This is a genomic window from Bacillus sp. FJAT-52991 (assembly GCF_037201805.1).
In the GTDB taxonomy this organism is placed as follows: domain Bacteria; phylum Bacillota; class Bacilli; order Bacillales; family Domibacillaceae; genus Bacillus_CE; species Bacillus_CE kandeliae.
This window is the reverse complement of record NZ_CP147404.1, coordinates 3,415,234-3,441,166: the sequence shown is the minus strand read 5'-3', so window position 1 is coordinate 3,441,166 and position 25,933 is coordinate 3,415,234. Positions and strand designations below refer to the sequence as shown.

Below are 25,933 nucleotides of genomic sequence, written 5' to 3'. Positions count from 1 at the left end.
CGATCGGGCGTTTACGGGCTGTTGATCCCCCACCTACATGCCTACGTTTCTTCTGTCATGTTGAGGTGGGAGTCTTACAGCCCGTTAATGCGGGATAAATTTTTCTTGAATTATTGTGCGAGAAGGGTATGCTGAAAGAAAATAAGATAGTTGATTTTGGTTAGAAGGGGATTAAGGATATGAATGAAAAGCTAGAGTTGCTCAAGCAAAAAGAGTGGCGAATGATCGACCAATCTAGTCTAGGTCCGATGTTCGATGCGTTGCAATCCTTTGCGATGGATGACACGCTTTGTACCTCTGTCGGTGCGGGGGTGAGTCCGGCCACGGCAAGGGCTTGGGTACATCATAATACGATTGTGCTCGGCATTCAAGATACGAAGTTGCCTTTTTTGAATGACGGGGTTCAACTGTTAAAAGAAGCAGGTTATCGAGTAATTGTCCGTAATTCTGGCGGACTTGCGGTCGTGCTCGATGAAGGAGTGCTTAATTTATCATTGATTTTCCCGGATACAGAAAAAGGAATTGATATTGATCGCGGTTATGAAGCGATGTTGGCCTTGATTCGAGAAATGTTTGCCGAGTATTCAGAGAAGATCGAGGCGTTTGAAGTGGTCGGTTCTTATTGCCCAGGAAGCTATGATTTAAGCATTGGGGGTAAGAAATTTGCCGGTATTTCTCAACGGCGTATTCGCAAAGGGATTGCTGTGCAAATTTATCTATGTGTAACAGGTAGTGGCAGTTATCGAGCGGAGACGATTCGCCGCTTTTATCAAGCTGGAAAAAAAGCAGAACAAACGAAGTGGGTATATCCAACAATTCAACCAGACGTGATGGCTTCTTTATCGGAATTATTTGGTGAGGAGCTAACCGTTTCAGACGTGATGCTTCGTTTTTTAACGGCATTGAGCAAGTATAGTGATCGATTATTGACAAGCTCCTTAGAAGGAGAAGAAATCGACCTGTATCAAGGATATTTACAGCGAGTGATGGAGCGGAATGAAAAAGTATTATTTGAGTGAGGACTAAGGGGGCTGACTGTACAAATCAGCCCTTTCTAATCTTATTCTGCCATCTTTTCTAGATTGCCATTGCGATCCATTTTAAAAGAGGTGGCTCCTTGATCTTCCTCATCGAAAAGAATGAGCTTTCGTGCTCGGTTCATGATTTTCATTAATGTTTCATAGTCTTCTTGCATTGTTTCCGAGTTTTGCTCTAGCTCGGCAACGCGCTCTTCTAAATGCTTTCTTTCTTTCTCAGCTTCCGTAAGTTCATGTTTTAATCTTGCATTCTCTTGTTTCAATCGATCTGTTTGATAGGAATGTCCTGAAACAGTTTGCAAAAAGGCAATCACTTTCTCCATGGTGATCTCACCCGTTGGATGCGGAGTAGCTGAAACTGAAACAGGAGGCAGATCCAATGCCATTTCTACATCATTGCCGAGCGGTGTAGACATCGCTTCGACTTCTTCTAATGATGGCGTCGGTGGTTGGTATAGTAGCTTTTTCTTTCCACCTTGTTCTTTACCGAGCAGACGATTTCGCTGCTTTCGCTGTTTTTTCGCAAGGTCCAGTGCCTTTTCATATTGATGACGGACGACAGCATTCCACCGGAACCCACAAGCAGCTGAAGTTCGGTTTAATTGGTCACCTACTTCTTCAAAAGCATTCAGCTGTGTACTTCCTTCACGGACATGACGTAACACCGTTTCTGCGAGCAATAGATCATTTTCTTCAGACCATGCATCTTGCCTGTTCTTCATTTTATATTCAACTCCCTTTTTTAGTAAAAAATATGTTTACTGACAGGATGATCAAATTACAATAGATTTATACCAATATGGAAAAATAATTTTTTTCTGCTAGTTTAGCTGTTTCTAGTGGAACTGTTGCTTATGCATGAAGTATTTCCCCTTGCAAACAACATCCATTCCATGTAAAATACCGAATAGCTTAACCTTACAAAAGAAAGGACTTGTATATAGATGGCAAATGAATTTCGCGTTTGCGATGATTGCCAGGCTGTTAACTTGAAAACTTTGTTGCCAAAGTTGAAGGATATCGACCCAGATGCGACTATTGATATTGCCTGTCAGTCTTACTGCGGACCAGGACGCAAAAAAACTTTTGCTTTTGTTAATAACCGGCCAGTGGCTGCATTGACGGAAGAAGAGTTAATGGAAAAAGTGCGAAAAAAATTAAAAAAATAGTTGGAAATCACCTAACCGTTCGAAGTGGATGAGGTGATTTTTTGTTTAGTAAATAATAGATTTTTTAGTTGAGAGCCACGTGACTAATGTGATCGGTTCTATCGTTTCCACTATTACTATATGCAATAGCCCTGTGAATTCTTCACTTTTTTAGGAAAAGAGCAATTTCTATCATGGTTTATTCCGATAAATATGCCAAAATTCGTTATAATGGAAGCATGATGAAGCATGAATGGGGGTATATGATGGAATATTCAAAGCGAAAGTTACAAGAAGAGAAAGTGTTTAAAGACCCTGTTCACCGATATGTCCATGTACGTGATGTAGTGATTTGGGACTTAATTGGAACGAAGGAATTTCAACGTTTGCGCCGAATTCGACAGTTAGGTACAACGTATTTGACTTTTCATGGGGCTGAGCATAGTAGATTTAATCATTCACTAGGGGTTTATGAAATCGTTCGCCGCATCGTCGATGATGTGTTTGCTGGTCGTAAAGAGTGGAATGTAGAGGATCGATTGCTGTCTTTGTGTGCGGCGTTACTTCACGATGTCGGTCATGGACCTTTTTCTCATTCCTTTGAAAAGGTGTTTGGACTCGATCATGAGGAATTTACGAAGATGATTATTCTTGGGGACACAGAAGTGAATGCCATACTGACAAGAGTAGATCGACAGTTTCCGAAAAAAGTAGCAGAAGTTATTGGGAAAACGTCTGAAAATAAGCTCGTCGTTAGCCTCATTTCTAGTCAAATTGATGCTGATCGGATGGATTATTTGCAGCGTGATGCTTATTTTACCGGGGTGAGTTACGGTCATTTTGACATGGAACGGATCTTGCGGGTGATGCGTCCGCGTGAAGATCAAGTTGTGATTAAGCAAAGTGGGATGCATGCGGTGGAAGATTATATTATGAGCCGCTACCAAATGTATTGGCAAGTGTATTTTCATCCTGTCACAAGGAGTGCCGAGGTGCTGTTGACAAAGATTTTGCACCGAGCGAAGGAGCTCCATCGAAAAGGGTATATCTTTACTTATAAGCCACTGCATTTCTACTCGATCTTTAATGAGGAGTATGTACTTCAAGACTATTTAAAGTTAGACGAAGCGGTAATGCTATATTATTTTCAAGTGTGGCAAGAGGAAGAAGATCCTATTTTAAGTGACTTATGCCGACGTTTTGTGAACCGTGATTTATTTAAGTATATAGAGTTTGATCCGGCGAAGGAGTACCGCAAGCATAGCGAGCTAGAGGCGCTATTTAAGAAGGCGGGCATCGATCCGGAATACTATTTAGTGTACGATTCTTCATCTGATTTACCGTATGATTTTTATCGGCCGGGAGAAGAGGAAGAGCGTCTACCAATTTATTTGTTGATGAAAAATGAAGAGCTTCGAGAATTGTCAAGAGAGTCGGATATTGTTGATGCGATTTCAGGAAAAAGACGAACAGACCATAAATTATATTTTCCTGCAGACCGACTTCATGATCAGTCATCTAGAAGAAATATAAAAAAGCAAATCCGATCAATTTTGGAAATTTAAAGCTGGAACGATAAAGTGGGAGTTGAGTAAATTGTGTTAAAAGAACATGCAAAATTAATGGGGGCGTTTGCAGCCTGTGGAGAAGTGATCGGGCGAAAGAAGCTACAGAAAATGATTTACATCGCAAAGAAGATCTCCTTCCCTTTTCAGGAAAAGTTTGAATTTCATTTTTATGGTCCTTATTCAGAAGAATTAACGCTGCGTGTAGAAGAGCTTTGTGATATGGGATTTATCGATGAAGTGCGCGAGAAAAAAGGCGGCTATTATCAATATCGCTATACGATGACGGGGGAAGGCGAGACATTTCTTCAGCATGCTGAAGTGAACATGCCTCATTTAAAGGAAACCGTCACAGAGATGAATAACCAATCGGCTCGCTTTCTCGAACTCGTATCCACCGTTCTCTACTTTGATACATTAACACGTGAAGAAGTAGCAGAAAAAATCTTCACGCTCAAAAGCAAGCAACGCTACACCGAAGAAGAAATTAATGAAGCGTATGCCTATATTGAAAAATTAAAGAAATTACATTAAGACTCGCCCAGGCGAGTTTTTTTATTGGGTGTAGCCGCGATCGTGCGGGTTTCTTTGCTCTTTCCATAAAAAACCGTCCTAAAGGTTGTTCTGTAACCTCTAGGGCGGTCTTCCACTTTTCGATTGTCCAGCTTCAGGCGCTAGCGCGTACGCTGATTTTTGCACTCTCGGTCGGGTTCCAAAACCGTGAACCCTTGGTCGAGCGCCTAAATCCGCTATCGCGCTGATCAAGCGCCTTCCGCTTTTCTTGTCTATTCTTCGTCGCTTAGTCTTTTTCCGGCAACGGCGTAGTGGTTTTTTGTCATTTCTTCAATGAAGACGACGATTTTTTCTACTGGGGCACCTGTTGTTTCGCTGACAGCGGCTGTGACTTTTTCCGCTAGCGCTTTTTTCTGGTCCTCTGTGCGACCTTCAAGCATTTTGACTGTTACGTATGGCATATTGTTTCGCTCCTTTTCTATAATGAACTATGTAGGTTCAATTGAATTGTAAGCTTTTTTCGCATGATTAGGCAACATTGCAGAAAAGGAAATAATAGAAATAGATGTGCAACATCAGTTACAATGATAATGATTAATTAAAAAAGGGGTTTGTCATTTGGAGCGTTTTTTAGCTTTTTCATTAGAAGAAATGCCGTTTGTCGTGATTGCTCTTGTGGTGGCTTTTACATTTCACGAGTTTGCTCATGCATTTGTCGCGTACAAGTTTGGAGATGATACGGCAAAAGAGCAAGGACGACTGACGTTGAATCCAGTCTCACATCTTGATCCAATTGGTACCATTTTTATTTTAATAGCAGGGTTTGGTTGGGCGCGCCCGGTGCCTGTGAACCGTCGCAATTTCGAAAATCCTCGTCTCGCTAGTATTTTGGTTTCATTTGCTGGGCCGCTCAGCAACTTTATTATCGCTTTAATTGCTTTTGGGCTGATGTTTTTCTTAGCTCCAGCTGGTATTCCACCGTTTTTTGTGGATTTACTTCAAATGATGGTATGGTTGAATTTAGTGTTGTTTGTGTTCAACTTGCTGCCATTTCCACCGCTTGATGGCTACCGAATCATTGAGGATTTAGTTCCGCCAGCGACAAGGGTGAAATTAACGCAATACGAGCAATATGGCGTGTTAATTTTCTTGATTATTGTGATTACACCGCTTAACCAATGGGTCATTCAGCCGATCTTTAATACGGTTTTACCTGCATTATTACAAGGGTTCACGACGATCTTTTCAATTTTCATTTGATGGAAAGGGGAGGTTTTAAAATGGAAAAAAAGAAAAAAGTAGGATTTAATATTATCAAAAATGATCCAACAGATGGTCATAAAGGGTTTGGCAAAGGGGCACTTAGCCTTGAAAATGTGTCGCCTGTCTTCATTGATGTGGAAGAAGAAGAGGCATTTATCGATGTTGGTGCGATGCATGCTCGCAGCACTGTAGAGAAAGGCATCAAGTTTTTACCGAATAAAGAAGAGGTACCTGAAGGTGCAAAGCCGTTTTGGCTTGTTTGGGTAACGGTTGATCGTCGCGAAGAAGGGCCATTTTATGCGGGGGTCACTGCTTGTGAGATGACGGTTAATCGCGAAGCTCGCCGCGGCTATAAATCGCTGCCTGAGCATGTGAACCGCATGGATAAATCGTTAAAAAGTCACATCATTGTCGATCATATGGACGCGCGTTCGAAAAAAGTACTAAAACAATTTTTACAGAACCATAACGCCGAAATGTGGGAGCTATCTTTACCGCAATTGAAGGAAGATCTAGCTGAGTGAAAATTCTTTAGTTGTGTATAAAATGTGAATATTTTTTTTGAATTCATTATTCGCATCTTGCCGAATATTAACAAAAAAAGTACAATAAGGCTAATGCATAAATTGCATAAGCTAGGACAAAAAAGCCTCGGGCCGCACACCCGAGGTTTTTTTACGTATTAAAAAGGAAAAAGTCTATCCAACCAGCTGTCTTCGCTCTCCTTTTGTTTCTTTTTCTTTGGTAAATGCTCCGTACAATATTCTTCAGGTTCGGTTCCTTTCACAAAATACATTTCACGCGTAATCGGACAATATTGACTGGCGATTTTGCCGTTATCAGGGTTCACATTTACAGCAACAACCCCATCAGGCTTGGAAAATTTTTTGGCTTTTTTTCCTTTATGGGCTTTTTCCATAAATTGAAGCCATATTTTTTTGGCCAATGATTGATCGGTTGCTACAGTAAATTTTTGCCCATCGTCATATCCTGTCCATACCCCCGCTGTTAGCTGCGGAGTAAAGCCAATCATCCAGTAATCCGTGTTTGTAGAACCCGATTTTCCAGCATAGGGTCTCGTCATTTTCGGAACCATCGACGCACCAGTGACATGGGCACTGCTATTTAATTTTTCATCAAACATGCCTGTCATCATATGTGTTAAGATCGCCGTTTTCTTGGGGTCTAGTCTTTCTTCATGACTTGGTTGATGTTCATAAATGACTTCTCCTTGGGCATTTTCTACTCGTGTAATAAACACGGGCTTCTCGTATTGTCCACCATTGGCAATGGTCGCATAGGCGTTGACCATGTCGAGCACACGGACACCGGAAGTCCCGAGAGCGAGGGAGGGCACGGGTTTCAAAGGTGTTGAAATTCCGAATGTCTTCGCTGTCCTAATGAGTACTTCTGGCTTGAGAAAAAGAAGTGTTTTCACTGCGTAAATATTATCTGAAACGGCTAATGCTTGAGCCATCGTCATTGCTTTATTTGCATATTGATGGTTGAAATTGCTTGGTGTATAGACGTTGCGACCTTCGTCAAAACGAAAAGAAGTGGCTTCACTTGTTAACATCGTGGCTGGAGTGAATCCGTTTTTTAAAGCAGCATAATATAAAAATGGCTTAAACGCTGAACCGGGTTGTCGAATGGCTTGAATGGCCCGATTGTATGAGCTTTGCTTGAAGTCTTTTCCTCCAGCGAGAGCTGTGACATGATGGGTTTTCGGTGCAATTGACACGAACGCTGGTTGGACGTTTGAATCATCAGGAATCACTTCTTTAATGGTTTGCTCCGCGATTTTTTGATGCTTCGGGTTGAGTGTTGTATATACTCGTAAGCCGCCGAGGGCGATGGTCTGTTCATCAATGTTAAGCTCGGAAGCTAACACTTTTTGAACTGCATCGCGGAAATAGGGGGCTTGTTCCACATCGGTGTGGGGGTGTTTAGCCACTAGCCGAATGGGTTCGCTTTCAGCACGTTGCTTTTCTTTTTCAGTAATGACTCCATCCTTTGTTAATTCCTGTAGTATGAGCCCTTGCCGCTTTTTAGCGTTGTCCATCGATTTGACTGGTGAATAAATAGACGGTCCTTTTGGAATCCCAGCGAGCATGCTTGCTTCTGCGAGCGTTAAGTCGCTCGCTTTTTTCCCGAAATAAAATTGACTCGCAGACTCAATTCCGTAGGAGCCATGCCCATAGTAAATCGTGTTGACATAACCTTCTAAAATCTTCTCTTTGGAAAAGTTTAGTTCAAGCCGAATCGTGTAGGAGGCCTCCGATAATTTTCGCTTCCATGTTTTATCATGAGAAAGGTATAGGTTACGCGCATATTGCTGGGTGATGGTGCTCGCCCCTTGAACTTTCGACATCGCCTTCAAGTCAGCCACAACAGCTCCGCCAATCCGTTTGAAATCAAACCCGTTATGCTCATAAAATTTTTTATCTTCAATAGCTAGAGTAGATTGCAGCAAAAAAGGGGATACTTCATCAAGAGACACCCAGTATCTTTTTTCACCAACATGGCTTTCGCCAATCACTTCGCCATTGGCTGCAAAATATAAAGTAGATTGCGGGACGGCAATTTGTGGTTCGCCTAGAATTTTGAAATACATATAACCACCACCGAAAAGACACAATAAAGCTATAATTGCAAAAAAGCTAAGAAACAAACCAGCCCGTACCCACTTAACTGTTTGATGAAATCGTGACAGGGTCGTGATTTTCATATAATCACCTGCCTTATTTAGAATAGGTATCTTTTAGTATGAAAAAAAAAACTAGTTTTTAAACATAAAATTCTCTTGAATTTTTACAAGATTCCACTATACTTTTTTTGTGGAAAAAAGGTGAAATGACGCTTTGACTAAGAATGATTTAGCAAGGGCGGCCTGCTTGTCCGCGCTTTAAAGATAATGAATAGATAACTCCCTAGCAGAAAGGAAGAGGAACGAATGGGTGGACTTTGGTATACAGAAAAGCAAACGGAAAATTTCGGCATCACAATGAAGATTAAGAAGACACTTCACACGGAGCAAACGGATTTTCAATATCTTGAAATGGCAGAAACAGAAGAGTGGGGCAATATGCTATTTTTAGATGGCATGGTCATGACTTCGCAAAAAGATGAGTTCGTTTATCATGAAATGGTGGCACATGTACCTTTATTTACGCATCCAAACCCAGAAAACGTTCTCGTTGTTGGCGGTGGAGACGGCGGTGTAATCCGCGAAGTGTTAAAGCATCCAAGCGTGAAAAAAGCCACTCTTGTAGACATTGACGGTAAAGTGATCGAATTCTCAAAGAAATTCTTGCCAGAAATTGCAGGTGAGCTTGACAATGAGCGCGTCGACGTTCAAGTAGACGATGGCTTTATGCATATTGCGCAAAGCGAAAATGAGTATGATGTAATCATGGTTGATTCTACGGAGCCAGTAGGCCCAGCTGCGAATCTTTTCACAAAGGGCTTCTATGCTGGAATTGCGAAAGCGTTAAAAGAAGACGGTATTTTTGTTGCACAAACGGACAACCCATGGTTCAAAGCGGACTTAATTCGTGAAGTGCAACGCGACGTGAAAGAAATCTTCCCAATCACTCGTTTGTACACAGCTAACATTCCAACCTACCCAAGTGGTATGTGGACATTCACAATTGGCTCTAAAAAGCATGATCCACTTGAAGTAAGCGAAGATCGCTTCCATGAAATCGAAACAAAATACTACACGAAAGAACTACACAAAGCTGCTTTTGTTTTGCCTAAATTTGTCAAAGAAATGACAGAGTAAGATGGAAAGAGGTCCTGCTTGCAGGACCTTTTCATTTAACAGACTGGCTAGCGAAAAGTCAAAGAAAAGCTGGCTAAGATCAAAGAAAGCGCTAGAAAGTCGAAGAAAAGCTAGCTAAGGTCAAAGAAAGCGTTAGAAAGTCAAAGAAAAGCTGGCTAAGGTCAAAGAAAGCGTTAGAAAGTCGAAGAAAAGCTAGCTAAGGTCAAAGAACTAGCTCGACCGACCTTTCAATAGCTAAAATTTTTTACATAAAAAGGTGGGATTGTTATGCGTTTTGATGAAGCTTATTCAGGGAATGTATTTATTGGTAGTCACCCAAACTATGAAGAAAGCAGGGTTGTGTTATACGGTATGCCAATGGATTGGACGGTTAGTTATCGTCCGGGTTCTCGTTTTGGTCCAAGCCGCATTCGCGAAGTATCAATCGGTTTAGAAGAGTATAGCCCATATTTAGATATCGAGATGGAAGAGCTGAAATATTTCGACGCAGGCGATATTCCATTACCGTTTGGAAATGCACAAAAAAGCTTGGATTTAATTGAAGACTACATCGATGGTTTACTGGCGGATAGCAAATTCCCACTTGGTATGGGCGGCGAACATCTAGTGTCGTGGCCAGTGATGAAAGCTGTTGCGAAAAAATATCCAGATTTGGCGATTATTCATATGGACGCCCATACGGATTTGCGCACAGAGTATGAGGGAGAGCCGCTTTCCCACTCAACACCGATTCGCAAAGTTGCTGATTTGATCGGCCCATCAAACGTGTACTCATTTGGGATTCGTTCTGGAATGAAGGAAGAATTCCAATGGGCAAAAGAAAACGGTATGCACATTTCTAAGTTTGAAGTGCTTGAGCCGTTGAAAGAAATTTTACCAACATTGGCGGGCCGTCCAGTATATGTCACGATCGATATTGATGTGTTAGACCCAGCTCATGCTCCAGGAACAGGCACAGTGGACTGCGGTGGTATCACTTCAAAAGAATTGCTGGCTTCCATTCATGCCATCGCACGTTCTGAAGTGAATGTTGTTGGTGGAGATTTAGTGGAGGTAGCACCAATTTATGATTCTTCCGAGCAAACAGCGAACACAGCTTCCAAGCTGATTCGTGAAATGATGCTTGGCTGGGCAGTAGAAAATAAGAAATAATGAGAGATCTCCTAGCTTGCTGGGGGATTTTTTCGTACGAGCCAAAATTCATTTGTCGTACATTGCATTTTCCGTCAAAGATTTTTATACTTAATAAGTTATAACAGTGAAAAAATAAAGGATGTGAATCGCTTGACGACGAATCAGCAAGCACATATTCCTGTGAATATTTGTTTAACTACAAGCATTGAGATGGATGGGGAAAAAGAAGACTATGAGCTCACACTTTCGGGAGAGTTCTACGAAAAAAGTAGCGCGTTCTTTTTAAAGTATGATGAAGTGCAAGAAGAAGGAACCATTCATACCATTGTGAAATTCTCAGAAAATGAGGCGTTAATTTTGCGAAGCGGTGCAGTTAAAATGCGCCTACCTTTCCATTTAACCGAGCAGCGAAACGGCTCATATGATAGCCCATATGGTGCGCTGCTATTAAGTACACAAACAAACACACTAGTTCATGAATGTACATACAACCAACAAACCGTACAAGGCATACTCAAACTAAACTACGATCTTCTTATGCAGGGATCACCAGTTGGAAAATACAAAATGAATATGACATTTCAAGGGGTCTGACCCTAAAGGGAGGAATTATCAGGATGAACATTGCAGAAAAGGTACAGGAAGAGTTAAAGGCGGAGGTAAAAGCCGCTGTTGTGAAGGCGGGCTTAGCACAGGAGGAAGAAATTCCGGCTGTGATTTTAGAGACGCCGAAAGAGAAAGCACATGGGGATTATTCGACAAATATGGCGATGCAGCTAGCTCGCGTGGCAAAGAAGGCTCCTCGTGCCATTGCTGAAGATATCATTGCTCATTTTGATCAATCGAAGGCATCGATTGAAAAAATTGAAATTGCTGGCCCTGGCTTTATCAATTTTTACATGAATAATCAATATTTAACGGATTTAGTGCCAGTTGTGCTACAAGAAGGAGATAAATACGGCGAGACCAATGCTGGACATAATCAAAAGATTCAAGTGGAATTCGTGTCTGCTAACCCGACAGGAGATCTCCATTTAGGACATGCTCGCGGTGCGGCAGTTGGTGATTCTTTATGTAATGTTCTTCAAAAAGCAGGTTATGATGTGACAAGAGAATATTATATTAACGACGCTGGCAACCAAATTCATAATTTAGCTTTATCCGTAGAAGCGCGTTATTTCCAAGCGTTAGGCCAGGAAAAAGATATGCCAGAAGACGGTTACCATGGGCAAGACATCATTGGCATCGGTCAAAAGCTAGCAGAAGAATTCGGCGACAAATTCGCGTCAATGTCGCAGGAAGAACGCTATCAAACATTTAGAGAATATGGCTTGAAATATGAGATGGAAAAGCTGAAAAAAGACCTAGAAAACTTCCGCGTTGATTTCGATGTTTGGTATTCTGAAACATCGCTTTATGAAAATGGCAAAATTGATGAGGCGTTGGCAGCTCTTCGTGAACAAGGACATATTTTTGAAGAAGAGGGAGCTGTTTGGTTCCGTTCGACAACGTTTGGTGATGATAAAGACCGCGTGCTCGTGAAAAATGATGGAACATACACGTACTTAACACCGGACATCGCGTACCATAAAGATAAATTTGAACGCGGCCACGAAAAAGTGATCAACATTTGGGGAGCCGATCACCATGGCTACATTCCACGTATGAAAGCGGCTGTCGAGGCACTTGGATACAATCGAGAGAGCCTTGAAGTGGAAGTGATTCAACTTGTTCACTTATATAAAAACGGTGAAAAAATGAAAATGAGTAAACGTACAGGAAAAGCAGTTACGATGCGTGAACTAGTCGAAGAAGTGGGATTAGACGCCGTTCGTTATTTCTTCGCAATGAGAAGCGGCGACACGCATATGGATTTTGACTTAGACTTAGCCGTTTCACAATCGAATGAAAACCCTGTTTATTATGCTCAATACGCTCATGCACGCATCAGCAGTATTCTACGCCAAGGCGAAGAACAAGGAATGAACATCAACCCGGATGCGGATCTGTCTCTTCTAGGAGCGGAAAAGGAAATTGATCTATTGAAGAAAATGGGCGATTTCCCACAAGTAGTGGCAGAAGCAGCGGAAAAACGCATTCCACACCGCATCGCTAACTACACACAAGAGCTATCAGCTGCTTTCCACAGCTTCTACAATGCGGAGAAAGTGCTTGATCCAAACAACAAAGCTTTATCAGAAGCACGTTTATCACTTATCAAAGCGGTGCAAATCACATTGAAAAACGCTCTACAATTAATCGGCGTATCCGCACCAGAAAAAATGTAATCAAAAAGCTTGCAGACTATCTGCAAGCTTTTTTGATGGATGAAATTGCGTGAGAATGCCGGTAGACCCAGATAATGCCCAATCACATTAGTAGACGTCCACTGATCTACAAATACTTGCACACTAATTTGGCAACTTGTTCTTTGACCCGCTCATCGATTGACAAATGATTCAGTCCATCTAATGTTAATGTTTCTGAGTTAGCGATATCTTTTTCAATGACAGGTTGAATGTTGGCAATAAATTGAGAGCTATCAATCAAACAGTTACATTCCCAGTTAATGAGCTGGCTACGCTCGTCGAAATTAGCAGTCCCGATATCACAAAAGCGGTTGTCGAATATGACAATTTTCGCATGATAGAAACCTTTGTTAAATAGGTGAATACGAGCGTTTTGATATTGAAGTAGCTTTCGCAAATAAGGGTAGGATGCTTGTTTAACAAGTGAATGGTCAGCATGGGCAGGTAGCAGTATAGTGATTGACACTCCGCGCTCAAGCGCCGCGATTAATTGCTGAAAAACGGGTTTAGAAGGAGTAAAATAGGGAGAACCGATAAACATAGACTGTTTAGTCGCCGCGATCAATGATACGAGTGTGTCTTCAAGTTCTCCGTTTTTGGAAGGTAAAATAGCTTGTTTAACCCCTTGTTTACAAGCATTTTCACGATATATAGCCTTTAAAAAGGGGCGTTTCTCCTGATTCCAATCAGCTAAAAATTCAGCTTCTAAATCTTGAACAACTTCCCCATTGAAGCGTAAATGATAATCTCGCCATGGAGACAGTGCTGGCTTTTGGCTTTCGTTTATATACTCGCGCCCAACATTAAAGCCGCCTAGATAACCGATGCGATCATCAATGACCGTAATTTTACGATGATTGCGCTGCTGTAGTGAAAAAAATAAATAGGGTAGACGAGGCTTGCAGGAAAAATCTACATGAACACCTGCTTGCTTTAAATCGTGCATGATTGATTTTTTTACTTTATGACTGCCGAGCCGATCCATTAATAAATAAACTTCCACGCCACGTTTGGCTGCCTCCTTTAACACCGAAAAAAATCTCTGGCTGCATTCATCATCCTTTACAATATAAAAAAGGCAAAGCACTCGATGTTGAGCATTTTTTATATCCGCAAACAACTGATCAAAAAGTTCCGGTCCACTACTGAAAAAATCAATTTTGCCTTTTCTGTGTGGATAACTCTTTTGAAAGGGCTTGTTCATCGCCTTTCTTCGTCCAAAATAAAGGTCAGCTGAGACGAGGATGAACAGGAGAAAAAGACAGAAAATCAACCACATCAGCCATCCACCTCCTTTTCTTAGAATAGTATCTCCAAAACGGAGAAAAAATCGTTTCCAGCGTCTTTTTTTTAAAAATTAAAAATAATTAGTTGACTGAATGCTCATTCATCATATAATAGAGATAGAAACATTCTGAAAATTTTTTATGTTTTCTTTTGTTTAATCAAAGGGGGAAAAAGATGGCGACATCTTGGAAAGGAGTGCGTGGGGGACGATGAACGGTTTGCTATGGATCAACTTAATTGCTGCGGTACTTGTAATCGCTTACGGTGCTTATTTATTCGCTTATTTATTGAAAACGCGTTACGAGTACATTCAATTAGGTAAAAAAGAAGAATTTAATAACGATGTGAAAGAACGCTTAAGCAATATTTGGGTCAATGTATTTGGCCAAAAGAAGCTTTTGAAGGATAAGAAGAGCGGTGTTATTCACGTCATGTTTTTCTATGGTTTCTTGCTTGTTCAGCTTGGCGCCATTGATTTTATTATTAAAGGGATTGTGCCAGGGGCTCACTTGCCGCTCGGTCCATTGTATGACGGATTTAAATTTTTCCAAGAAATTGTTACATTAGTCATTCTTGTGGCGGTTGTTTGGGCGTTCCACCGTCGATATATTGAAAAGCTTGTCCGCTTAAAGCGCGGCTGGAAAAATGGGCTTGTCTTAATTTTCATCGGATCGCTCATGCTTTCTGTGCTCGTTGGAAATGGAATGGATTTAATTTGGCATGAGGGAGCGAATATTCATTGGACAGGCGTTGAACCGATTGCTTCAGCTATTGCTGTAGCCATGGCTGGCATTGGAGAAACAGCTGCTATTACGATTTTCTACGTGATGTGGTGGATTCATTTATTCGTTCTACTGACTTTCTTAGTATATGTGCCACAATCTAAGCATGCCCACTTAATCGCAGGACCCGTTAATGTATATTTTCACCGTTTAGAGAAGGCGGGTACACTTAAACCAATTGACTTTGAGGATGAGTCTCAAGAATCATTTGGTGTTGGTAAAATTCAAGACTTTAATCAATTACAAATGATTGATTTTTATGCTTGTGTAGAGTGTGGACGCTGTACGAATATGTGTCCAGCAACAGGTACAGGAAAAATGCTTTCGCCAATGGATTTAATCGTAAAGTTACGTGATCATTTGACGATGACAGGTGCAGCTGTGACATCGAAGCAACCATGGGTACCAGCTTTTTCTTTCTCTGGTACGAAAGGAAACCAGCTAGCGATGGCCAGTGCGGCAAAGGGTGGTGGAGCAGAAGTGGCAGCGGAGCTTTACAATCCGAGCCTAATTGGCGACATCATCACAGAAGAGGAAATCTGGGCTTGTACAACATGCCGTAACTGTGAAGATCAATGTCCAGTTATGAATGAACATGTCGATAAAATTATTGATTTGCGTCGTTACCTTGTGTTAACAGAGGGGAAAATGGATCCAGAAGCTCAGCGTGCAATGCAAAGCATTGAGCGTCAAGGAAATCCATGGGGCTTAAACCGGAAAGAAAAAGAAAACTGGCGGGATCTTCGCGATGATGTTCATGTGCCAACTGTAAGAGAGATGAAAAAAGCGGGTGAAGACTTTGAATACTTGCTTTGGGTTGGTTCCATGGGAGCGTTCGATAATCGCAGCCAAAAAATCACTCTTGCTTTTGCGAAATTATTAAATGAGGCTGATGTGAAATTCGCGATTTTAGGAAATAAAGAGAAAAACTCAGGAGATACACCTCGCCGACTTGGAAATGAATTTTTATTCCAAGAGCTAGCAACAGCCAATATCGCGGAGTTTGAGAAAAACGAAGTGAAGAAGATTGTCACGATTGATCCGCATGCGTACAACATTTTCAAAAATGAGTACCCGGAATTAGGTTTTACAGCTGAAGTGTATCATCATACGGAATTGCTTGCTCAGCTTGTCAAAGAAGGTCGACTCAAGCCGCAGTATGAAGTGAATGAGACAATTACTTTCCACGATTCTTGTTATTTAGGACGTTACAATGATGTGTATGATCCGCCACGTGAAATTTTAAAAACGATTCCTGGCGTCAAGCTTGTTGAAATGGAGCGCCGTCGTGAAACAGGCATGTGCTGTGGAGCTGGCGGAGGATTAATGTGGATGGAAGAAGATACAGGTCACCGCATTAACGTCGCCCGTACCGAGCAAGCATTAGCTTGCAACCCGTCTGTCATTAGCTCAGGCTGTCCATACTGCTTGACGATGCTATCTGATGGAACGAAAGCGAAGGAAGTGGAAGATAAAGTAGCTACTTACGACGTGGCCGAGCTTTTAGAAAAAGCCATTTTCGGTCCGCAAAAAGCAGCTATCACGCCAGAAGAAGAACCGGAAGAAACAGAAACAACAGTAGAAGTAGAACAACCAGAAGAGCAAACAGCCGCTGTGATAGCAGAAACAGCTTCTACAGAAGAAGAGCAAAAATAATATGGGATAAGGTATCTGTCACATATGAGGCTACCTCTTATGCGGCAGTTCCTTTTAAACAAAGGTGGAAGGTGTCTTTATCTTGTGCGGAGTGATCTAGTCCATACGTCGCTAAACGGCGCCTTCCGCTTTTCTTTTGTAAAATTTTTTAGAATTTTCTTTATTATTATTTGATTTTATCAAATTTTGTCTTAAAATAAGGGTAAGAGAGTTATAGAGAGGCCCAAGGATATTTTGTGTCTCTTTCCTTTTGGTTATGCTTCGAGCGAGCGTTCAGTCAAGAGTGAAAACGGTTACTTAACCGAACTTGAAGGAGGAAAAAACATGACAAAAACAGTAATTATTGATGGGGCACGAACGCCTTTTGGGAAATTTGGTGGAGGATTGAGCTCACTAACGGCTTCTCAGCTTGGTGGAATTGCGATTAAGGAAGCGTTGAATCGAGCAGGTGTTCAGCCTGATCAAGTAGATGAAGTGATTTTTGGAAATGTTCTTCAAGCGGGGCAAGGCCAGATTCCATCTAGACAGGCCGCAAGAGAAGCAGGAATTCCTTGGGAAGTGAAGACGGAAACGATTAATAAAGTGTGTGCATCTGGTTTGCGAAGCGTGACATTAGCTGATCAAATTATTCGTGCTGGCGATGAGGAAGTTATTGTTGCTGGTGGGATGGAATCAATGTCTAATGCACCATATGCGTTGCCAAAGGGGCGTTGGGGTCTTCGGATGGGCGATGCACCATTAGTAGACTTAATGATATCTGACGGGCTATCTTGCAGCTTTACAGGTGTTCATATGGGGACGTATGGAAATAGTACAGCAGAAGAATTCAATCTGTCTCGTGAAGAGCAGGATGAATGGGCAGTGCGAAGCCATGAAAAAGCGATTGTAGCTATTGAATCTGGCAAGCTAGCAGAAGAAATTGTAGCCGTTCAAGTACCACAGCGAAAAGGAGATCCAATCACGATTTCCCAAGATGAAGCACCGCGTAAAGAAACAACAAAAGAAACGCTCGCTAAATTGCGCCCAGCATTCGGGAACGAAGGAACGATTACAGCAGGTAATGCACCGGGCATTAACGATGGAGCAGGTGCATTAGTACTAATGAGCGACGAACGAGCAAAGAAAGAAGGAAAAACGCCGCTTGCTACGATCATTGGTCACGCAGAAGTAGCGGTAGAAGCGAAAGATTTCCCGCAAACACCTGGTCTTGTTATCAATGAGCTTTTGAAAAAGACAGGTCGTTCTTTAGAAGAAATAGATTTGTTTGAAATCAATGAAGCATTTGCAGCGGTTGCTTTAGCAAGTGGAAAAATTGCAAATTTAGATCCTGAAAAAGTGAATGTCAATGGCGGTGCAGTCGCTCTTGGCCATCCAATTGGTGCAAGCGGTGCAAGAATTATTGTAACCCTTGCCTATGAATTAAAGCGCAGAGGCGGCGGCATCGGAGTTGCGTCTATTTGTAGCGGTGGCGGCCAAGGGGATGCCATTATGATTGAAGTACAAGGGTAATTTTTCATTTTGAACAATCGAGGAAAATGTGGAGGGGAAACGATGAAGGTCAAAAAGTTAATGGTTATTGGTGCTGGTCAAATGGGTTCAGGAATTGCACAAGTTTGTGCACAGGCAGGCTATGAAGTGATACTAAATGACTTAAAAGAAGAATATTTAGAACGCGGTTTAGCTGGTATCAACAAAAACCTTTCTCGTCAAGTGGAAAAAGAGCGAATGACAGAAGGGGAAAAAGATGAAGTATTAAGTCGGATCGTGAAATCTACGAACTTACAAGATGCACAAAGTGTTGATTTAGTGATTGAAGCAGCGGTTGAAAATATGGAGATCAAACGTAAAATTTTTGCTGAGTTAGATGAAATTACTCCAGATCACACAATTCTTGCTTCCAACACATCTTCCTTGCCTATTACCGAAATTGCAGCTGCCACGGACCGTCCTGAAAAAGTAATCGGCATGCACTTTATGAATCCAGTGCCTGTTATGAAGCTAGTCGAAATCATTCGCGGCTTAGCGACAGCGGATGAAGTGTATAAAACGATTGAAAACATGACACATACGCTGGGCAAAGTACCTGTAGAGGTCAATGATTTTCCAGGGTTTGTCTCTAACCGTATCCTGATGCCGATGATTAATGAAGCGATTTACACGTTGTATGAAGGGGTAGCAACGAAAGAAGCGATTGATGAAGTGATGAAGCTCGGCATGAACCATCCGATGGGACCATTGACGCTAGCTGATTTTATCGGCCTCGACACATGTCTTTATATTATGGAAATCTTGCATGACGGCTTTGGTGATGACAAATATCGCCCATGCCCATTGCTTAGAAAATACGTAAAAGCAGGCTGGCTTGGCAAAAAGTCAGGTCGCGGATTTTATAGCTACGAATAAGAGCCTTTAACAACAGGGGGAATCAATCATGGAATTGCGTTTTACGGAAGAGCAAGAAATGATGAGAAAAATGGTGAGAGATTTTGCGGAGGCTGAAATCACTCCGTGGATTGAGCGTATGGAAGAAGGGGAATTCCCGCGCGAAATCTTAAACAAGATGGCCGAATTAGGATTGCTGGGGATCACGATTCCAGAAGAGTATGGCGGCAGTGAAATGGACTTCACTTCCTACATTATTGCCATTAACGAACTTTCCAGAGTGAGCGCGACAGTGGGAGTTATTTTATCGGTTCATACATCTGTAGGAACCAATCCAATTCTTTATTTCGGAACGGAAGAACAAAAGCGGAAATATGTGCCTAAATTAGCGACGGGAGAATATTTAGGGGCATTTTGTTTAACTGAGCCGAGCGCCGGTTCAGATGCCGCCAGCTTAAAAACAAGAGCGGTCAAACAAGGGGATCAATATATTATTAACGGCTCAAAAGTGTTTATCACAAATGGGGGAGAAGCAGATACATATATTGTCTTTGCTTCTACCAATCCTGAATTGGGAGGCAAAGGGGTTTCAGCGTTTATCGTTGAAAAAGATACGCCGGGGCTTGTGATCGGCAAGGACGAACATAAAATGGGTCTTCATGGCTCGCGCACGGTGCAATTGACATTTGAAGATATGCAAGTGCCCGCTGCCAATCTCCTCGGTCAAGAAGGAGAAGGATTTAAAATCGCCATGGCGAACCTCGATGTTGGTCGAATTGGGATTGCTGCTCAGTCGTTGGGGATCGCTGAAGCAGCTTTACAAGAAGCGACCAATTATTCGAAAGAACGCAAGCAATTTGGTAAGCCGATTGCTGCGCAACAAGGACTTGCTTTTAAATTAGCAGATATGGCAACAAGTGTAGAAGCAGCAAGGTTGCTCGTGTATCGTGCCGCTAATTTACGCGCGAAAGGCCTACCGTGTGGAAAAGAAGCTTCTATGGCGAAATTATTCGCTTCAAAAACAGCGGTTGACGTATCAATCGAAGCCGTTCAAGTACATGGTGGTTACGGGTACACGCAAGAATATCCAGTTGAACGTTATTTCAGAGATGCGAAAGTCACAGAAATTTATGAAGGTACTAGCGAAATTCAAAGGCTTGTTATTAGTAAGCAGCTCATTAAATAAATTAAAAAGGGATGGGGAAATGAGATGAACTTTCAATTAACAGAAGAACATGAAATGATTCGCAAGATGGTACGAGACTTTGCTAAAAATGAAGTAGAACCAACAGCAGCTGAACGCGATGAAGAAGAACGTTTTGATATGGAACTGTTTCAAAAAATGGCGGAGCTTGGCTTAACAGGGATTCCATGGCCAGAAGAGTATGGCGGCATTGGCAGTGATTATTTAGCTTATTGTATCGCGGTTGAAGAGTTATCGCGTGTTTGTGCTTCAACAGGTGTAACGCTATCCGCTCATACGTCTTTAGCAGGCTGGCCTGTCTATAAATTTGGTACAGAAGAACAAAAACAAAAATATTTGAAACCGATGGCACAAGGGGAGAAAATCGGTGCATACGGTTTAACAGAACCAGGTTCAGGTTCCGATGCGGGCGGTATGAAAACAACGGCTCGCGTAGAAGGAGATGAATACATTTTAAACGGTTCTAAAATTTTCATCACGAATGGCGGCATTGCTGACATTTATATCGTGTTTGCTTTAACGGATCCAGAATCCAAACAACGCGGTACAACAGCATTTATCGTAGAAAAAGACTTCCCAGGCTTTTCTGTTGGTAAAAAAGAAAAGAAACTTGGCATTCGTTCATCACCAACAACTGAAATTATCTTTGAAGACTGCCGTGTACCGAAAGAGAACATTTTAGGCGAGGTAGGCGACGGCTTTAAAGTAGCGATGATGACACTAGATGGCGGCCGTAACGGGATTGCTGCTCAAGCAGTAGGAATTGCCCAAGGTGCATTAGATGCTTCCGTTGAGTACGCGAAAGAGCGTAAACAATTTGGTAAGCCAATTGTGGCAAACCAAGGGATCTCTTTCAAAATCGCCGATATGGCAACAGCTGTAGAAGCATCACGTTTATTAACATACCAAGCAGCTTGGTTAGAATCTAAAGGATTGCCATACGGAAAAGAATCAGCTATGTCCAAATTAATGGCCGGTGACACAGCGATGAAAGTCACAACAGAAGCTGTTCAAATCTTCGGCGGCTACGGCTATACAAAAGATTACCCAGTAGAGCGCTATATGCGTGACGCGAAAATCACTCAAATCTACGAAGGTACCCAAGAAATCCAGCGTCTAGTTATTTCAAGAATGGTTACTAAATAAGAAGAATGGAAACGGCTGTTTAGACTCGGCAGACATAAGGTGGACCGTCGAAGTGGCGTTCTTTGCCACACAGACGTGACGACTTATGTCCGAGAGTCTAGCCGTTGTAACTGGACAAAAAGAAAAGCGCGGAACTGGCCAGAAAGTTAAAGAAGCGCTTCGTAAAGTCAAAGAACCAAAAAGTTTCATACTAAGACAAGAGCAGAGGAGGGGCATTTAACCCTCTCGTCTGTTCTTCCTCCTTGCTTTCTGTATGTTCAAATAAAGGCGGTTGATAAAACATGGATGCAAATAAACGAAAAGTACATGCATCTGTCAAAGATGAACAGTTAATACAAAAAAGGCGGGCCGAGATGATCAAAGGGGCGGTCAATCTTTTTAAGCAAAAAGGCTTTCATCGGACAACAACGAGAGAGATTGCGAAAGCATCGGGGTTTAGCATCGGTACTTTATATGAATATATCCGAACAAAAGAGGATGTCCTTTATCTTGTATGTGATAGCATTTATGACCAAGTAAAAGATCGACTGCAAAGAATCGATTTAGAGGTGGGGACGCTTGATAGCTTAAAGCTAGGTGTCGGTTATTATTTTAAAGTAGTAGATGAGATGCAGGATGAAGTGCTTGTGATGTACCAAGAGGCGAAATCACTTTCAAAGGATGCGCTACCATATGTATTGAAAAAGGAAATGGATATGGTGAGCATGTTTGAGAGATTAATTCGTCGTTGTGTGGAAACAAAGGAATTGGATATGGATGAACGAACGATTCATATGCTTGCACAAAATATTTTTGTTCAAGGGCAAATGTGGGGGTTCCGTCGCTGGAGTTTAAGAAAATCATTTACGATTGATGATTATATTGAGTTGCAGTTGGATTTGCTTTTTTCTGGGATTAACGGATACAAAACGAAAAGCTAAGGGGGAAGAAAAATGGGTCAAACAGTGGAGATATATAAACCTAAGCATCATATTCGCTTTGTGACAGCCTCTAGCCTTTTTGATGGTCATGATGCATCAATCAATATTATGCGTCGGATTTTACAATCGAGTGGAGCGGAAGTGATTCATCTAGGGCATAATCGTTCCGTTGAAGAGATTGTAAACGCTGCTATTCAAGAGGATGTGCAGGGAATTGCGATCTCTTCTTACCAAGGGGGCCATGTTGAGTATTTTAAATATATTTACGACTTGCTAGAGGAAAGAGGATGTGCGCATATTCGCATTTATGGAGGCGGAGGCGGCGTCATCATTCCTAAAGAAATCAAAGAGCTTCATGATTATGGGATTGCTCGTATTTTTTCTCCAGAGGATGGCCGTCAATATGGCTTGCAAGGCATGATTAATCGCATGCTTGAAGAATGTGACTATTCCACTGTAACAAGCTCTGTGAAAGAGGAGCTTGATCAGCTTCAAAATGGCAATGTTCCAGTTGTTTCAAAGTTAATTTCACTTGCTGAAGATCAAATTGATGCGGATGAAGAGCAAAAAATAGCTGCAAAAGAGATCTTTAATCGCATTCAATCGATGGGGGCAAAAGCTCCTGTCATCGGGATTACGGGTACAGGTGGCGCAGGGAAAAGCTCCCTCACTGATGAGTTGATTCGCCGATTTTTAAACGAGATTCCAGATAAAAAAGTAGCGGTTTTATCCATTGATCCAACAAAGCAAAAAACGGGTGGAGCATTGCTTGGTGACCGGATTCGAATGAACGCGATTTTTAACAACCGAGTATTTATGAGAAGCTTAGCGACAAGGAATTCTCGCACGGAGCTGTCGCTTGCTATTAAAGATGCCATTCAAGTGGTGCAGGCGGCTCAATATGATTTAATCATTGTGGAAACGAGCGGAATCGGTCAAGGGGATGCCGAGATCGCGGATATTTCTGATGTTTCGATGTATGTGATGACGAGCGAATTTGGAGCGCCGTCTCAGCTTGAGAAAATCGATATGATCGATTTTGCTGATTTAATTGTCATCAATAAATTTGAAAGAAAAGGTTCCGAAGATGCGAAACGGCAAGTACAAAAGCAGTATCAGCGCAGCCGGAACTTATTTGATCAGCCACTAGACGAAATGCCGGTGTATGGAACGATCGCGAGCCAGTTTAATGATCAAGGCACGAATGCTTTATTTGCTGCTTTAGTAGAGACCATTAATGAAAAAACAGGAACGGATTGGGCGGCTTCTTTTAGCAAGAAAGCCAATGTTGAGAAACAAAACGTCATCATTCCAAATGACCGTCGTTATTATTTACGTGAAATCACTGAAGCGGTGCGCGGCTATCATAAACGGTCTGAAGAACAGATGAATGTTGCACGCCGTCTGTTCCAGCTTGAAGGCGCAATTGAAGAAGTGCAAGCAAAAGAAACGAATGGGGAAGTTCTATCTTCGCTTGAAGCGTTAAAAGCGGGCTTAGAAGATCAATTAACGGCAGAGTCAAAAAATATCCTTCGAGGCTGGGCGGAATTGCGAGAAAAATATGCAGGTGAAAAGCTTATCACAAAGGTGCGCGATAAAGAAATCGTGACGGAATTGACGACGACTAGCTTATCAGGGCTGCCTATTCCAAAAGTAGTTTTGCCGAAATATGCTGATTATGGTGAAATTCTTCGTTGGGTTTACCGCGAAAATGTACCAGGCTCTTTTCCTTATACAGCAGGCGTGTTTCCGTTTAAACGAAAAGGAGAAGATCCGAAGCGGCAGTTTGCGGGAGAAGGACCGCCAGAAAGAACGAATCGCCGCTTCCATTATTTGTCAAAAGGTGATGAGGCGAAGCGCCTAAGTACAGCTTTCGATTCGGTGACATTGTATGGGGAAGATCCGGATCATCGCCCAGATATTTTCGGGAAAATTGGTGAGAGTGGCGTCAACGTTTGTACGCTAGATGATATGAAAAAGTTGTACCATGGCTTTGATCTTTGTCATCCATCAACATCTGTATCAATGACGATTAATGGGCCTGCACCAATCATTTTGGCCATGTTTATGAACACAGCGATCGATCAGCAAGTGAAGGTGAAGGAAGAAGAGCTTGGTCGGGTGCTGACCGTAGAGGAATTCGCTGACATTCGTTCGCAAACGTTGAAAACAGTACGTGGAACGGTACAAGCGGATATTTTAAAAGAAGACCAAGGACAAAATACTTGTATTTTCTCTACGGAATTTGCCTTGCGGTTAATGGGGGATATTCAACAATATTTCATTGATCAAGCGGTGCGTAACTATTACTCGGTATCGATTTCCGGTTATCATATTGCTGAAGCGGGAGCGAATCCTATTTCTCAGCTAGCCTTTACGCTGGCGAATGGATTTACGTATGTTGAATATTACTTAAGTCGCGGCATGGATATTGATGATTTTGCCCCTAACTTATCTTTCTTCTTCTCAAACGGATTGGATCCAGAGTATACGGTTATTGGCCGTGTAGCACGCCGTATTTGGGCGGTCACAATGAGAGAGAAATACGGCGCGAATGAACGCTCACAAAAATTAAAGTATCATGTACAAACGTCAGGTCGTTCACTGCATGCACAGGAAATCGACTTTAATGATATTCGTACTACTTTACAGGCATTGATGGCCTTACAGGATAACTGTAACTCGCTGCATACTAATGCGTATGATGAAGCGATCACGACACCAACAGAGGAATCTGTTCGTCGGGCAATGGCCATTCAATTAATTATTACAAATGAACATGGATTGTCTAAAAATGAAAATCCGCTGCAAGGTTCATTTATTGTGGAAGAGTTAACGGACTTAGTCGAAGAGGCTGTGTTACAAGAGTTTGAGCGCATCAATGATCGTGGCGGCGTACTTGGGGCTATGGAAACGCAATATCAACGCGGAAAAATTCAAGAAGAATCGATGCATTACGAGATGCTCAAGCATACAGGCGAACTGCCAATTATCGGTGTGAACACGTACTTAAATCCGAATCCTCCATCTGAAGAGGATATCGATAATATGGAAATCGCCCGAGCAACAATAGAGGAGAAAGAGCTGCAAATTACGAATTTACGCCACTTCCAGCAAAAGCATACAGATCAAACAGCAGCGGCATTGAATCAGTTAAAGGAAACAGCGATTAGCGGCGGCAATATTTTTGCGGAGCTAATGAATTGTGTACAAGTAGCAAGTCTTGGCCAAATTACGAAAGCTCTCTACGAAGTGGGCGGCCAGTATAGAAGAAATATGTAGAGCGAACGGACCGCAAAAGGAATGCATCTTATTCCTTTTGCGGTTCTTTTTTACTTATGGTTTTTATTTGTTTTGGATATAAATGATAATAAATATAACCTTTGCAATTTCTTAATATTATTAAGATGGATTAAATGCTAGTTGTGAGTATACAATGAGAATAAGGACAATGACGGGATGTGAAAAGGTGAAACAATTATTAGGTTATATCATCATAGGTGTCAGTACGTTTCTAGTCATATGGTTATATAATAAACAGCTAGGTGCTATTCCTTTTATTTGCCTTTCCTTATTCTTATTCTACAAAGCTTTTATGGAATTAAAGAAGCCTAAAAAAGACTCGCTAAATGAAAGTATCAAGTAAATGTAGAAAAAAAGTAAGAATCTTAACATAAACTTATAGCATATTGAAAGTGGTTATGTTTATAATGAAAAATATGGCCTTTTTTGCTCTAAAAATTGTTCGAAAGCAATAGTGCGTTGCCAAACGAATGTAAATAAAAGTGGTTAGAGCGAGGCTC

22 protein-coding genes are annotated in these 25,933 nt (G+C 41.8%); 18 read left to right on the top strand and 4 right to left on the bottom strand.

From position 1 onward, the window contains the following. Positions 1 to 179 precede the first annotated feature (179 nt). Positions 180 to 1,019: a lipoate--protein ligase family protein gene (locus WDJ61_RS17490; protein ID WP_338752078.1), complete on the top strand. Its 840-nt coding sequence runs from the start codon at positions 180 to 182 to the stop codon at positions 1,017 to 1,019. Positions 1,020 to 1,060: 41 nt separating this feature from the next. Here WDJ61_RS17490 and WDJ61_RS17485 read toward each other — a convergent pair whose 3' ends face one another. Further along, positions 1,061 to 1,759, bottom strand: a complete 699-nt coding sequence (locus tag WDJ61_RS17485; RefSeq protein WP_338752076.1) for an RsfA family transcriptional regulator — start codon at positions 1,757 to 1,759, stop codon at positions 1,061 to 1,063. Between the two features lie 222 nt (positions 1,760 to 1,981). On the opposite strand from WDJ61_RS17485, the gene WDJ61_RS17480 reads away from it, so the two are divergent. From WDJ61_RS17480 to WDJ61_RS17470, 3 genes are all read left to right on the top strand, one after another. Beyond that, positions 1,982 to 2,206: a DUF1450 domain-containing protein gene (locus WDJ61_RS17480; protein ID WP_095479196.1), complete on the top strand. Its 225-nt coding sequence runs from the start codon at positions 1,982 to 1,984 to the stop codon at positions 2,204 to 2,206. Between the two features lie 245 nt (positions 2,207 to 2,451). Continuing rightward, a complete protein-coding gene (locus WDJ61_RS17475; RefSeq protein ID WP_338754832.1) occupies positions 2,452 to 3,750 on the top strand; it encodes an HD domain-containing protein in 1,299 nt (432 codons plus the stop codon). Positions 3,751 to 3,783: 33 nt separating this feature from the next. Further along, positions 3,784 to 4,284, top strand: coding sequence for a YwgA family protein (locus WDJ61_RS17470; RefSeq protein ID WP_338752071.1), 501 nt, complete (start codon positions 3,784 to 3,786; stop codon positions 4,282 to 4,284). 251 nt (positions 4,285 to 4,535) lie between these two features. On the opposite strand, the gene WDJ61_RS17465 is transcribed toward WDJ61_RS17470, so the two are convergent. Beyond that, positions 4,536 to 4,724, bottom strand: coding sequence for a 2-hydroxymuconate tautomerase (locus WDJ61_RS17465; protein ID WP_338752069.1), 189 nt, complete (start codon positions 4,722 to 4,724; stop codon positions 4,536 to 4,538). 157 nt (positions 4,725 to 4,881) lie between these two features. Here WDJ61_RS17465 and WDJ61_RS17460 point away from each other — a divergent pair, with 157 nt between their 5' ends. After that, on the top strand, positions 4,882 to 5,523 hold the full coding sequence (locus tag WDJ61_RS17460; protein ID WP_338752067.1) for a site-2 protease family protein: 642 nt from the start codon (positions 4,882 to 4,884) through the stop codon (positions 5,521 to 5,523). Beyond that, the gene (locus WDJ61_RS17455; RefSeq protein ID WP_338752066.1) at positions 5,523 to 6,050 is read left to right on the top strand and encodes a YwhD family protein; all 528 of its coding nucleotides are present in this window, start codon (positions 5,523 to 5,525) and stop codon (positions 6,048 to 6,050) included. The genes WDJ61_RS17460 and WDJ61_RS17455 overlap by 1 nt, the downstream gene beginning before the upstream one ends. Positions 6,051 to 6,208: 158 nt before the next feature. On the opposite strand, the gene WDJ61_RS17450 is transcribed toward WDJ61_RS17455, so the two are convergent. Beyond that, complete coding sequence (locus WDJ61_RS17450; protein WP_413789029.1) at positions 6,209 to 8,254, bottom strand: transglycosylase domain-containing protein; 2,046 nt, start codon at positions 8,252 to 8,254, stop codon at positions 6,209 to 6,211. A gap of 225 nt (positions 8,255 to 8,479) precedes the next feature. Here WDJ61_RS17450 and speE point away from each other — a divergent pair, with 225 nt between their 5' ends. The 4 genes from speE to argS all read left to right on the top strand — a co-directional run bounded on the left by speE (position 8,480) and on the right by argS (position 12,732). Continuing rightward, a complete protein-coding gene (gene speE, locus WDJ61_RS17445) occupies positions 8,480 to 9,310 on the top strand; it encodes a spermidine synthase (protein ID WP_338752063.1) in 831 nt (276 codons plus the stop codon). Between the two features lie 267 nt (positions 9,311 to 9,577). Next, positions 9,578 to 10,462: an agmatinase gene (speB, locus tag WDJ61_RS17440; RefSeq protein WP_338752061.1), complete on the top strand. Its 885-nt coding sequence runs from the start codon at positions 9,578 to 9,580 to the stop codon at positions 10,460 to 10,462. Positions 10,463 to 10,594: 132 nt separating this feature from the next. Further along, the gene (locus tag WDJ61_RS17435) at positions 10,595 to 11,038 is read left to right on the top strand and encodes a DUF1934 domain-containing protein (RefSeq protein ID WP_338752059.1); all 444 of its coding nucleotides are present in this window, start codon (positions 10,595 to 10,597) and stop codon (positions 11,036 to 11,038) included. A gap of 23 nt (positions 11,039 to 11,061) precedes the next feature. Next, positions 11,062 to 12,732 carry an arginine--tRNA ligase gene (gene argS, locus WDJ61_RS17430; RefSeq protein WP_338752057.1) on the top strand — a complete coding sequence of 557 codons (1,671 nt, stop codon included), beginning with the start codon at positions 11,062 to 11,064 and terminating at the stop codon, positions 12,730 to 12,732. 106 nt (positions 12,733 to 12,838) lie between these two features. On the opposite strand, the gene WDJ61_RS17425 is transcribed toward argS, so the two are convergent. Next, on the bottom strand, positions 12,839 to 14,032 hold the full coding sequence (locus tag WDJ61_RS17425) for a phospholipase D-like domain-containing protein (protein ID WP_338752055.1): 1,194 nt from the start codon (positions 14,030 to 14,032) through the stop codon (positions 12,839 to 12,841). A 217-nt stretch (positions 14,033 to 14,249) separates the two neighbouring features. Here WDJ61_RS17425 and WDJ61_RS17420 point away from each other — a divergent pair, with 217 nt between their 5' ends. The 8 genes from WDJ61_RS17420 to WDJ61_RS17385 all read left to right on the top strand — a co-directional run bounded on the left by WDJ61_RS17420 (position 14,250) and on the right by WDJ61_RS17385 (position 25,776). Beyond that, on the top strand, positions 14,250 to 16,478 hold the full coding sequence (locus WDJ61_RS17420; RefSeq protein WP_338752053.1) for a (Fe-S)-binding protein: 2,229 nt from the start codon (positions 14,250 to 14,252) through the stop codon (positions 16,476 to 16,478). Between the two features lie 324 nt (positions 16,479 to 16,802). Then, positions 16,803 to 17,987 carry an acetyl-CoA C-acetyltransferase gene (locus WDJ61_RS17415; protein ID WP_338752051.1) on the top strand — a complete coding sequence of 395 codons (1,185 nt, stop codon included), beginning with the start codon at positions 16,803 to 16,805 and terminating at the stop codon, positions 17,985 to 17,987. A 42-nt stretch (positions 17,988 to 18,029) separates the two neighbouring features. Next, positions 18,030 to 18,881: a 3-hydroxybutyryl-CoA dehydrogenase gene (locus tag WDJ61_RS17410; RefSeq protein ID WP_338752049.1), complete on the top strand. Its 852-nt coding sequence runs from the start codon at positions 18,030 to 18,032 to the stop codon at positions 18,879 to 18,881. 28 nt (positions 18,882 to 18,909) lie between these two features. Beyond that, positions 18,910 to 20,046, top strand: coding sequence for an acyl-CoA dehydrogenase (locus WDJ61_RS17405; RefSeq protein ID WP_338752046.1), 1,137 nt, complete (start codon positions 18,910 to 18,912; stop codon positions 20,044 to 20,046). A gap of 24 nt (positions 20,047 to 20,070) precedes the next feature. After that, the gene (locus tag WDJ61_RS17400) at positions 20,071 to 21,210 is read left to right on the top strand and encodes an acyl-CoA dehydrogenase (RefSeq protein WP_338752044.1); all 1,140 of its coding nucleotides are present in this window, start codon (positions 20,071 to 20,073) and stop codon (positions 21,208 to 21,210) included. A gap of 281 nt (positions 21,211 to 21,491) precedes the next feature. Continuing rightward, the gene (locus WDJ61_RS17395) at positions 21,492 to 22,130 is read left to right on the top strand and encodes a TetR/AcrR family transcriptional regulator (RefSeq protein ID WP_338752042.1); all 639 of its coding nucleotides are present in this window, start codon (positions 21,492 to 21,494) and stop codon (positions 22,128 to 22,130) included. 12 nt (positions 22,131 to 22,142) lie between these two features. Next, positions 22,143 to 25,412: a fused isobutyryl-CoA mutase/GTPase IcmF gene (gene icmF / locus WDJ61_RS17390; RefSeq protein ID WP_338752040.1), complete on the top strand. Its 3,270-nt coding sequence runs from the start codon at positions 22,143 to 22,145 to the stop codon at positions 25,410 to 25,412. A 187-nt stretch (positions 25,413 to 25,599) separates the two neighbouring features. After that, on the top strand, positions 25,600 to 25,776 hold the full coding sequence (locus WDJ61_RS17385) for a hypothetical protein (protein ID WP_338752038.1): 177 nt from the start codon (positions 25,600 to 25,602) through the stop codon (positions 25,774 to 25,776). The last annotated feature ends 157 nt before the right edge of the window (positions 25,777 to 25,933 follow it).

Excerpts from the sequence above, each read along its gene's own strand:
- WDJ61_RS17490 (WP_338752078.1), top strand. The coding sequence starts at position 180 with ATGAATGAAAAGCTAGAGTTGCTCAAGCAAAAAGAGTGGCGAATGATC.
- WDJ61_RS17485 (WP_338752076.1), bottom strand. The coding sequence starts at position 1,759 with ATGAAGAACAGGCAAGATGCATGGTCTGAAGAAAATGATCTATTGCTC.
- WDJ61_RS17480 (WP_095479196.1), top strand. The coding sequence starts at position 1,982 with ATGGCAAATGAATTTCGCGTTTGCGATGATTGCCAGGCTGTTAACTTG.
- WDJ61_RS17475 (WP_338754832.1), top strand. The coding sequence starts at position 2,452 with ATGGAATATTCAAAGCGAAAGTTACAAGAAGAGAAAGTGTTTAAAGAC.
- WDJ61_RS17465 (WP_338752069.1), bottom strand. The coding sequence starts at position 4,724 with ATGCCATACGTAACAGTCAAAATGCTTGAAGGTCGCACAGAGGACCAG.
- WDJ61_RS17455 (WP_338752066.1), top strand. The coding sequence starts at position 5,523 with ATGGAAAGGGGAGGTTTTAAAATGGAAAAAAAGAAAAAAGTAGGATTT.
- WDJ61_RS17450 (WP_413789029.1), bottom strand. The coding sequence starts at position 8,254 with ATGAAAATCACGACCCTGTCACGATTTCATCAAACAGTTAAGTGGGTA.
- speE (WP_338752063.1), top strand. The coding sequence starts at position 8,480 with ATGGGTGGACTTTGGTATACAGAAAAGCAAACGGAAAATTTCGGCATC.
- speB (WP_338752061.1), top strand. The coding sequence starts at position 9,578 with ATGCGTTTTGATGAAGCTTATTCAGGGAATGTATTTATTGGTAGTCAC.
- argS (WP_338752057.1), top strand. The coding sequence starts at position 11,062 with ATGAACATTGCAGAAAAGGTACAGGAAGAGTTAAAGGCGGAGGTAAAA.
- WDJ61_RS17425 (WP_338752055.1), bottom strand. The coding sequence starts at position 14,032 with ATGTGGTTGATTTTCTGTCTTTTTCTCCTGTTCATCCTCGTCTCAGCT.
- WDJ61_RS17420 (WP_338752053.1), top strand. The coding sequence starts at position 14,250 with ATGAACGGTTTGCTATGGATCAACTTAATTGCTGCGGTACTTGTAATC.
- WDJ61_RS17415 (WP_338752051.1), top strand. The coding sequence starts at position 16,803 with ATGACAAAAACAGTAATTATTGATGGGGCACGAACGCCTTTTGGGAAA.
- WDJ61_RS17410 (WP_338752049.1), top strand. The coding sequence starts at position 18,030 with ATGAAGGTCAAAAAGTTAATGGTTATTGGTGCTGGTCAAATGGGTTCA.
- WDJ61_RS17405 (WP_338752046.1), top strand. The coding sequence starts at position 18,910 with ATGGAATTGCGTTTTACGGAAGAGCAAGAAATGATGAGAAAAATGGTG.
- WDJ61_RS17400 (WP_338752044.1), top strand. The coding sequence starts at position 20,071 with ATGAACTTTCAATTAACAGAAGAACATGAAATGATTCGCAAGATGGTA.
- WDJ61_RS17395 (WP_338752042.1), top strand. The coding sequence starts at position 21,492 with ATGGATGCAAATAAACGAAAAGTACATGCATCTGTCAAAGATGAACAG.
- icmF (WP_338752040.1), top strand. The coding sequence starts at position 22,143 with ATGGGTCAAACAGTGGAGATATATAAACCTAAGCATCATATTCGCTTT.